This window comes from Vibrio brasiliensis LMG 20546, assembly GCF_000189255.1.
Lineage (GTDB): Bacteria > Pseudomonadota > Gammaproteobacteria > Enterobacterales > Vibrionaceae > Vibrio > Vibrio brasiliensis.
Genome location: NZ_AEVS01000109.1, coordinates 35,535 through 43,903, shown reverse-complemented (window position 1 = coordinate 43,903; position 8,369 = coordinate 35,535). Strand labels below are relative to the sequence as shown.

The window sequence follows — 8,369 nt, the reverse complement described above, 5'->3', positions numbered from 1 at the left end:
TTTCCTTTCAACGCTTTAGGTTACCCACCGTTGCGTTCGCTGCATACTTTACGGATTGAGCGATGAGAGTCAAATAAAAATATCACTTTTTATTTTGTTTGCTGGGTTTTGAAGCAATATGGTGCTTGTTTGATCTAAATGAACAGCGATTACTCAGCGAAGTGGCCTATACACCGAGTGTTGCCTGCTGTGACTTAGGAAGTTTTTTCACCACCAACTCGTAAGAACGCTCGCACAAGTCTTCAATTAAGCCATCTTCCACATCTCCGGGATAATAGATGGTTATCCAATGACGCTTATTAGTGTGATAGCCCGGGGTAATATCGTTGAACTGGCTGGTCAGTACTTCTCCATCTTCCGGAACAACTTTTAACGTCACATATTCACGCCCCTCCCGCATTGCGAGAATCGCGAACATCTTTCCTTTCACTTTATAGACTAATGCCTCTGGACCAAACGGATAACCAGACTCTGCGCTAACAAAGGTGTCGAGAAACTTAGCCAGTTGTAGGTTGTTCATACCATGACTCCAAAAAGAACAAAAGGAGCACGCAGCTCCTTTTAATTATGCTTTTGCACTGAGTGCTTCACCTTCGAATGCAATACCTTGCCATCCATATTTGATGAAGTTGCGGATATTTGCATGGTCATCCCCTTGTGGATTGCCCAGCACATCAACACGATAAAAATTACCAAAGCACGCCAATGCAGCCGCTGGCTCTAGTTGGTTAAGCTGCGCAAAGGCAAAGATCTTACAAGAGCCGTTATTTTGGTCAGCCTGGTTTTTGGTATCACCATTAGTAAAGGCAGTTGGGGTAAAAAGATAGTTGGCTTCAATTACCGCCATGGTCTCTTCAAATTGAATGCTATCAGGTGATGTCGAAAGTTTATCGAGGAAAGCGTGTAGTTCCATATTTGTCAGTACTCCATTGATTTAGGATTACTTTATAATATGGAGTGTTAGAAAGAAAGGCGTACAGTGCCGACAATTAATCCTCTAATCGTCGGTACTGAACGGCCTTAACTGGTTAGTATTTGAATTGAGTGACCTCAGAGTTTAGTTGCTCGGCTTCGTTCGAAATACCTTGCAACACGTCGTCAGCATCCTGAACCTGAACGGATACCGACGCTGAAGCGTCCGCAATCGAAGTGATGCTGCCACTGATTTCATCGGTTACTGCTTTTTGCTCTTCAGTCGCCGCGGCGATTTGTACGTTCATTTCATTAAGTTCATTCAACATACTCACGATTTGCTCAAGCATTTGAGTATTTTCATCACAAGTCGTCACCCCTTGTGAAACCGTGGAGTTGGCATTTTGAATACTCGTTGACACGCCTTGAGTTTCACGCTGTAGCGATTCTATTTTGCCGCGAATCTCTTCAGTAGAGGCTTGTGTACGCCCCGCTAAAGATCGCACTTCATCTGCTACGACAGCAAAACCACGTCCCTGCTCACCAGCACGGGCAGCCTCGATCGCTGCGTTTAACGCCAGCAAGTTGGTTTGTTCGGCAATACCTTGAATAACATCCAGTACTTCAGCAATAGAGTTAGTTTCATTATTGAGTCGCTCAATGGCAGCTACCGCAGTTTGCATTTCAGCGTCCAAACGCGAGATTTCTTCGCCCAGGTTTTGTCCGATTTGCACGCCTTCGCTACCGGTGTCATTTGCTTGTTTAACAAACTCTGCTGCCCGATTAGCAAACTGAGCGACTTCAGAAATCGATGCACTCATTTGATTGACTGCCGTCGCGACCGTTTCAGTTCTGGCATTCTGGTCTGCTACAGAGTCTCGGGTGTTATTCATATTACCCGCCATGCTCTGGGTATTACTGTTGAGGTTGTTGGTTGCCTGACCAAACTTGCCGATGATGTCCTGCAGATGACTAAACAAGCCGTTTAACGATACGGCTAGGTCGGTCATTTCGTCTTTGCCTTCGACTTTGAGGCGTTGAGTCAGGTCGTTATTTGCACTAATTTGTTGAATTTTTCGGCTTGCTGAGCTGATCGGTCTCGCAATACTACTACCAAGGAAATAGGAGATCACAATCGACAAAATCACAACCACAATGATGCTGGTTACGACCGTCATTATTACTGCATTATTGAGGGTACTAATGTCCTGTAAAGCTTCACCTCGGTCAATTTCAGTAATGATACCCCATGACAGTCCAGCCACTGTAACCGGAGCATAGGCTGACATCACTTCGACGTTACGATAGTCAAAAATTGAAGCGTAACCACTCTGCCCTTGCAATGCGGCTTTTGATGTTTGTGTCGAAACAGGCTGACGGCCAATTGCCGACTCTTTGGCCTGTATCTGATTGAGCACTGACGAACTCACTCCCGCCTCGCTTAAGGCTGCGAAATATTCATCTGGTGACTCCATTAAGAAGCGTGATTCGCTGCGCAACAATCCATCCTGGCCAATCAGATAGGTCTCGCCACTTTCGCCAAGACCAGCATAGTTCCAGTTACCATCGAATGTCATAATTCGATTGATCTCATCGACTGGCATTTGGAACACCAGTACGCCTAGCGTTTCGTTGCCACGTTTAATCGGAGTTGCAATAAAAGATGCCGCCGCCTCATAAGAAGGGAAATAGGGTTCAAAATCCTCTAAGTGGTACTGATTGGCTGATAAACTCAATGCCCGCTTATATGCTTTTGCCAACCCACTATTTGAATACGCGCCGTTATTCAGGTTGGTTGCATAATCCAGCTCCTTGAATACTGAGTAAACAACATAGCCCTGACTATCGACAAGAAAGATATCGTAATAACCAAACTGCTCAAGAAAACCTTTGAAACTTGGATGATAGATGCTGTGTACTCTATCGTATTCCGTGCCTAGAGAGTCACTCATCATCTGGTGTTTTTCACCTAACGGATTAGGATTTGTACCAATATATCTGGCCTGAAGGGCCTTGGAAGTGGCAGAGAGTCTGTTTAGCTTATCTATCTCGCCTGCAGACTGACCTGAATTTGACTGACGGTAGGTAGCACCAAAACTGGTTTGGTAGTAATCACGCAATTTACCGATATCACCGTCACTCACCCCATCAACAGGGTAGTTGGCAAAGGCTTCAGTAAACAGGCTGATGGCATCCTGTACGCCGACCGCATTAGCAGTAGTCACTACCTGCCCTGCGATTTGATTGAAATAGTTCTCTATTTCGTTTTTCTTAATCTCTCGTACAGATATTAATTGACTGTTTGCACGCTGATAAAGCGCACTTTCGGAAAGACCCGATGATCGCCAACCGACGATGATGCCCGTTGCGACAACGGCTAAAGAACATAATAGTGTTGAAGCCAACACCATTTTTGTTGCGATTTTCATAACGACAACCCCTCGCGGAGTGCTCAAGTCCGCTTTTTTGATTTGAGGAATCGCCAGCTAACGCGTTAAGACCCAAAATAGTCACGCACACCTTGATACTTCAACTGTTGTTATTATTTCTATATGCACGCTTACATTTGAGTGTAAGCAACAGGTTTCAACTTTTCAATTAGATGTTCTGATAACTTACTAAACTAAGTAATTACCGACAAAGTACACCAGAACATTCAGTTACATTCGTATCCCACCATCGACTTCAATTACCCTGCCGTTGATATAATCATTTTCAAATATGAACTTCACTGTATTGGCAATCTCAGATGTCTTCCCCATTCTACCCGCCGGGATCATAGCTTCTAATCGAGCTATCGCTTCTGGTTTCATTTGAGCCGCCATTGGCGTTTCGATTACACCTGGAGCGATAGCTGCTGCGCGAATACCATAGCGGGCTAACTCCTTGCCCCAAGTGGTTGCTAATGTTGCCACCGCAGCTTTTGATGCCGCGTAATTGGTTTGACCGATATTACCCGCACGAGCAACGCTGGAGATGTTGATGATCACGCCATGACAATTGGTTTCAATCATTCTTAATGCCGCTTCTCGCCCACATAGAAAAGTCCCTGTCAGGTTAACGTTTATCACCGAATTGAACTGCTCAAGTGACATCTTACTCACCTGACCGTCTTTCACTTTGACTAACAGCCCGTCACGCAGAATCCCAGCGTTATTAATCAAACCATCCAGGCGACCAAAATCAGTGACAATGTCACCGAAAACTTGTTCAACCTGACCTTCGCTGGTGACATCAACACAGTACGTCAGGGCTTTAACGCCTAACATATGGCACTGATCTTGAGTCTCTTTTAACGCTTGCTCGTTAACATCCATTAATGCCAGCTCTGCTCCATAATGAGCGAGAGTGATTGCCATCATCTGCCCCAATCCCTGACCTGCTCCAGTAATCGCTATAACGCTTTCTCTTAACTCCATCGATTTAACCCTTTTGTTATTCCGATTTAGACTGGTAAAACTCGAACAAACTGGAGAAGTCGAGTAACTCATTACCATTGGCGTTGTGAAGTGCATAGAGGTTACGCGCCAACGCTCCCATAGGTACCGATGACTGGCTCTTGGCAGCAGCTTCCATACCTAAGCCCAGATCTTTGAGCATCAGCTTACTCATAAAACCCGGTTGATAGTTGTTTGATGCCGGCGATGTTTCCATCACATCGGGACAAGGGTTATAAAGCTCCAAGGCCCAGTTTCTCCCCGAGCTCTGTAACATGATGTTAGACAGCACTTTAGGATCCAGCCCGTTATCTATACCTAAGGTAAGGGCTTCACAGGTACCGGACATCAATATACCAAGCATTAAGTTGTTACAGATTTTGCCCATTTGGCCACTGCCTATGCCACCAGCATGAAAGATGTTCTTACCCATATGCTTGAGTACCTGCTCGGCATGCTCAAATGCCACATCATTGGCACCAACGATAAAGGTCAATGTCCCCGCTTTAGCACCCGCTACGCCCCCTGAAACCGGTGCATCGACAAACTCTAGACTTTGCTTCTGCGCTGCGCTGCCGACCGTTCGCGCTGATTCAGGGTCTATTGTCGAAGAGTCAATCATAAGCGTACCTGGTGCTACATAGCTCAACAGCCCCGAATCGTTTTCATTGCCGAGGTAAACTGACCTAACGTGCTCTCCGGCAGGTAACATGGTAATCACCACATCAGCGTTCTCGACCACTTGTTGCAATGAATGACACACCATAGCCCCCTGTTCTGCCAGTGGACGAGTCAACTCTTCTACCAGATCGAATATCTGTAGATTGAACCCGGCAGTAATAAGATTGTGGGCCATTGGCGACCCCATATTGCCTAAGCCAATAAACGCGATCGTTGTCATCTTGTTTCTCCTTTAGTAGTGGCCTAGTTGTGCCAGTGGATGCGCTTGCTCACTCCAGAGCGAGGTAAACATTTCATCAATAACCTTGGAGTCGACCGCTGCTACATTCGGGTAACGCCATTTCGGTTGACCATCTTTGTCAACGAGTCGGGCTCTGACACCCTCCTGGAACTCACCGAGCAAACCACTTCTCACTGACAGATTAAGCTCCATTCTGAAGCAATCAGCCAACGACAACTGATTGCACTCCGTCATCTGACGGTAACAAAGGTGGACCGTGATTGGACTACCGGAAGCAAGATTACTTTTTGCAATCGCCAGCCACTTTTCACTGCCTTCCAATGCGTGAATGTTGTCCACCACTTGAAGAGCACTATCGGCATCACATGCCTGCTGTATCTGTGGGAAATGGGGCATAATCTGCAGCTCTGGCCGATAAGGATTGCTTTGTGCATCGAAGCTTTCTAACAATTCGGTGACCACTTCATACGCATCTTCGACACAGTCCCAATCCGCGATCTGTAGTTGATCGAGCAGCATCGATTTATGCTCCGCCAATGCAATATGGTCGGCCAGATGAAGCTCGAGAGCGTCGCCAGCATTAACCATGATGCCCGTCATACCAAGGAACATACCGATACCAGCATCTAATCGGTTAAGGAACCAGGTTCCGCCAACATCAGGATAGAGCCCGATAGTGACTTCTGGCATCGCCAGTCTCGACTCAGGCGTAACGACTTTGTGACTAGACCCCATGTACAGTCCCATTCCCCCACCCATTACAATTCCCTGTCCCCAGGCAATAATTGGCTTGCAGTAGGTATGGATAAGATAGTCACATTGATATTCGACGCTAAAGAATGTGGTACAGAACTCTTGTACCTGTTGAGGACTTTTATCGCGCATTACGTTATGCATCGTTCGCACATCACCACCAGCACAAAAGGCTTTATCTCCACTGCCATCAAGCAGCACGCAGACAATCGCGTCATCTTCGTGCCAGATTTCCAACTGGTCTTTTAATGCTACCAACATGTCGAAGGTCAACGCATTAAGTGATGCTGCATTATCCAGTGTCGCAACAGCAATTTTGTGGCTATTGTCGCTACAGGTTAACTCAGTGAAATGGACGGTATCCTTCATGCTCATTCCTCCTAACTGTTCTTCCAGTGCGGTGCACGTTTTTCTAAGAATGCATTTACGCCCTCTTTCTGGTCATAGCTATCGAACAGGCGAATAAACAGTTCTCGCTCGTTGACCAGTCCATGAACAATCGAGTTTGAGCGGCAGTTTTGGATCAGTTCTTTGCAAGCGGTGACAGACGTTGGTGACTGGTTAGCCACTTTTTCTGCTAAGGCGATGGCACTGCTTAGTGCTTGACCTTGTTCAACGACTTCTTCCACTAATCCGATTGTTAGCGCCTGATTGGCATCTAGTTGCTCTCCGCATAAAATAATCCGCTTAGCCCACCCTTCACCGACTAATGCGGTCAGATTCTGGGTGCCACCGGCACAAGGAAGCAAACCGACTTTGGCTTCGGGTAGCGCAAGTCGTGCTTGCTGCTCAGCAATGCGTATATCGCACGCCAATGCGGCTTCTAAGCCACCACCCATTGCATAACCATTGATTGCTGCTATTGAAACGCCACGAAACGCAGAGAGAGTTTCAAAGGCTTCCCCAAACACTTGTGCCATGTCTATTGCAATGCTTTTGTCTCCTGACGCAAACAGATTAAGATCTGCCCCTGCAGAAAAGAACTTCTCGCCTTGTCCGGTCAACACTAGCGCGTAGACGTCCGGCCTAACGTTAAGTTCAAGTACCAACTGTTTGAGTTCTATCAGACTATCGCGAGTCCAGGTGTTAGCCGGAGGATTGTTGATGGTCAACACGGCGACATGGTTGTCTATCTTGTATTCTATTAAGCGATTTTGTTGCTGTGACATTATTGCTTATCCCCTAAAGTAGCTGTGCCCCTTCTTGCAATAACCGTCTCGCGACGATCATTCGCATGATTTCGTTGGTTCCCTCAAGAATTTGGTGGACACGAACATCCCTGAAGTAACGCTCCATTGGGTACTCTTTGATATAACCATAGCCGCCATAGAGCTGTAATGCCTGATCGCAAACCGCGAATCCAATATCGGTGGCGTAACGCTTGGCCATCGCACAATACGCAGTTGCATCTGAAGAACCTTGATCCAGCTTACTTGCAGCAAGGCGTACCATTTGTCGTGCCGCGACCAATTCGGTTGCCATATCGGCTAACTTGAATTGTAGAGCCTGAAACTGAGCCAGTGGCTGTCCAAATTGCTTGCGCTCTTTCAGGTATTGAGTTGCTTGATTAAGCGCTTGTTGAGCTGTGCCCACTGAGCAAGTCGCGATGTTTATCCGCCCGCCATCAAGGCCTTTCATGGCAAAGGTAAACCCCTGTCCCTCTTCACCGAGCAAGTTCTCAACCGGTACAACAACATTGTCAAAGCTGATACTGCGCGTCGGCTGACTATTCCAACCCATTTTCGGTTCTTTTCGACCGTAGCTGATCCCTTGGCTATCTGCAGGCACAATAAAGGCCGAAATACCTTTCGCTCCAGCTTCTCCGGTTCTCGCCATCACCACGAGTACATCAGTGTCACCCGCGCCGGAGATAAACACCTTAGCGCCATTCAATACATAACCCTGCTCGGTCAGTTTTGCCGATGTAGTCAGTGCGGCGGCGTCTGAACCTGCATTAGGCTCAGTCAAGCAGTATGAGCCTAGCCACTCGCCACTAATCAGCTTAGGACAGTAACTCTCTATCGCCGCCTGAGTACCAAAACTCCCCACCATCCAGGTCACCATGTTATGAATAGTCATAAAAGCCGTCGTTGAAGTGCACCCCATCGCCAGTTGTTCAAAAATCAGCGAGGCGTCCAGTCGGCTTAGTGCCAGACCACCAGCTTGTTCAGGAGTGTAGAGACTGAGAAAGCCCAGCTCACCTGCCTCGGCTAGTATCTGCTTCGGAAAAGTCTGCTGCTCATCCCACTCCGCCGCCATTGGCATAAGTTTGTCGCGAGCAAACTGACTTGCCATATCAGCAAACGCTTTTTGATCATCGTTGAGTTCAAAATCCATAGCGACTC

8 protein-coding genes are annotated in these 8,369 nt (G+C 47.0%); all 8 read right to left on the bottom strand.

From position 1 onward, the window contains the following. Positions 1-166: 166 nt before the first annotated feature. A complete protein-coding gene (locus RH46_RS20375) occupies positions 167-520 on the bottom strand; it encodes an MmcQ/YjbR family DNA-binding protein (protein ID WP_006881423.1) in 354 nt (117 codons plus the stop codon). Positions 521-565: 45 nt separating this feature from the next. Then, complete coding sequence (locus RH46_RS20370) at positions 566-913, bottom strand: HopJ type III effector protein (protein ID WP_006881422.1); 348 nt, start codon at positions 911-913, stop codon at positions 566-568. A gap of 115 nt (positions 914-1,028) precedes the next feature. Then, positions 1,029-3,341 (bottom strand): methyl-accepting chemotaxis protein, encoded by a 2,313-nt coding sequence (locus RH46_RS20365; RefSeq protein ID WP_006881421.1) that lies wholly within the window; start codon positions 3,339-3,341, stop codon positions 1,029-1,031. Positions 3,342-3,572: 231 nt separating this feature from the next. Continuing rightward, on the bottom strand, positions 3,573-4,331 hold the full coding sequence (locus RH46_RS20360; protein ID WP_006881420.1) for an SDR family oxidoreductase: 759 nt from the start codon (positions 4,329-4,331) through the stop codon (positions 3,573-3,575). A gap of 16 nt (positions 4,332-4,347) precedes the next feature. Further along, the gene (mmsB, locus tag RH46_RS20355; RefSeq protein WP_006881419.1) at positions 4,348-5,250 is read right to left on the bottom strand and encodes a 3-hydroxyisobutyrate dehydrogenase; all 903 of its coding nucleotides are present in this window, start codon (positions 5,248-5,250) and stop codon (positions 4,348-4,350) included. A gap of 12 nt (positions 5,251-5,262) precedes the next feature. Beyond that, entirely contained in the window at positions 5,263-6,393 is a 1,131-nt protein-coding gene (locus RH46_RS20350; protein ID WP_006881418.1) for an enoyl-CoA hydratase/isomerase family protein, read from the bottom strand. A gap of 11 nt (positions 6,394-6,404) precedes the next feature. Beyond that, the gene (locus RH46_RS20345; protein ID WP_006881417.1) at positions 6,405-7,193 is read right to left on the bottom strand and encodes an enoyl-CoA hydratase; all 789 of its coding nucleotides are present in this window, start codon (positions 7,191-7,193) and stop codon (positions 6,405-6,407) included. A gap of 13 nt (positions 7,194-7,206) precedes the next feature. Further along, positions 7,207-8,361, bottom strand: coding sequence for an acyl-CoA dehydrogenase family protein (locus tag RH46_RS20340; protein ID WP_006881416.1), 1,155 nt, complete (start codon positions 8,359-8,361; stop codon positions 7,207-7,209). Positions 8,362-8,369 lie beyond the last annotated feature (8 nt).

Coding starts and splice junctions, on each gene's coding strand:
- RH46_RS20350 (WP_006881418.1), bottom strand. CDS start 6,393: ATGAAGGATACCGTCCATTTCACTGAGTTAACCTGTAGCGACAATAGC.
- mmsB (WP_006881419.1), bottom strand. CDS start 5,250: ATGACAACGATCGCGTTTATTGGCTTAGGCAATATGGGGTCGCCAATG.
- RH46_RS20365 (WP_006881421.1), bottom strand. CDS start 3,341: ATGAAAATCGCAACAAAAATGGTGTTGGCTTCAACACTATTATGTTCT.
- RH46_RS20360 (WP_006881420.1), bottom strand. CDS start 4,331: ATGGAGTTAAGAGAAAGCGTTATAGCGATTACTGGAGCAGGTCAGGGA.
- RH46_RS20370 (WP_006881422.1), bottom strand. CDS start 913: ATGGAACTACACGCTTTCCTCGATAAACTTTCGACATCACCTGATAGC.
- RH46_RS20340 (WP_006881416.1), bottom strand. CDS start 8,361: ATGGATTTTGAACTCAACGATGATCAAAAAGCGTTTGCTGATATGGCA.
- RH46_RS20375 (WP_006881423.1), bottom strand. CDS start 520: ATGAACAACCTACAACTGGCTAAGTTTCTCGACACCTTTGTTAGCGCA.
- RH46_RS20345 (WP_006881417.1), bottom strand. CDS start 7,193: ATGTCACAGCAACAAAATCGCTTAATAGAATACAAGATAGACAACCAT.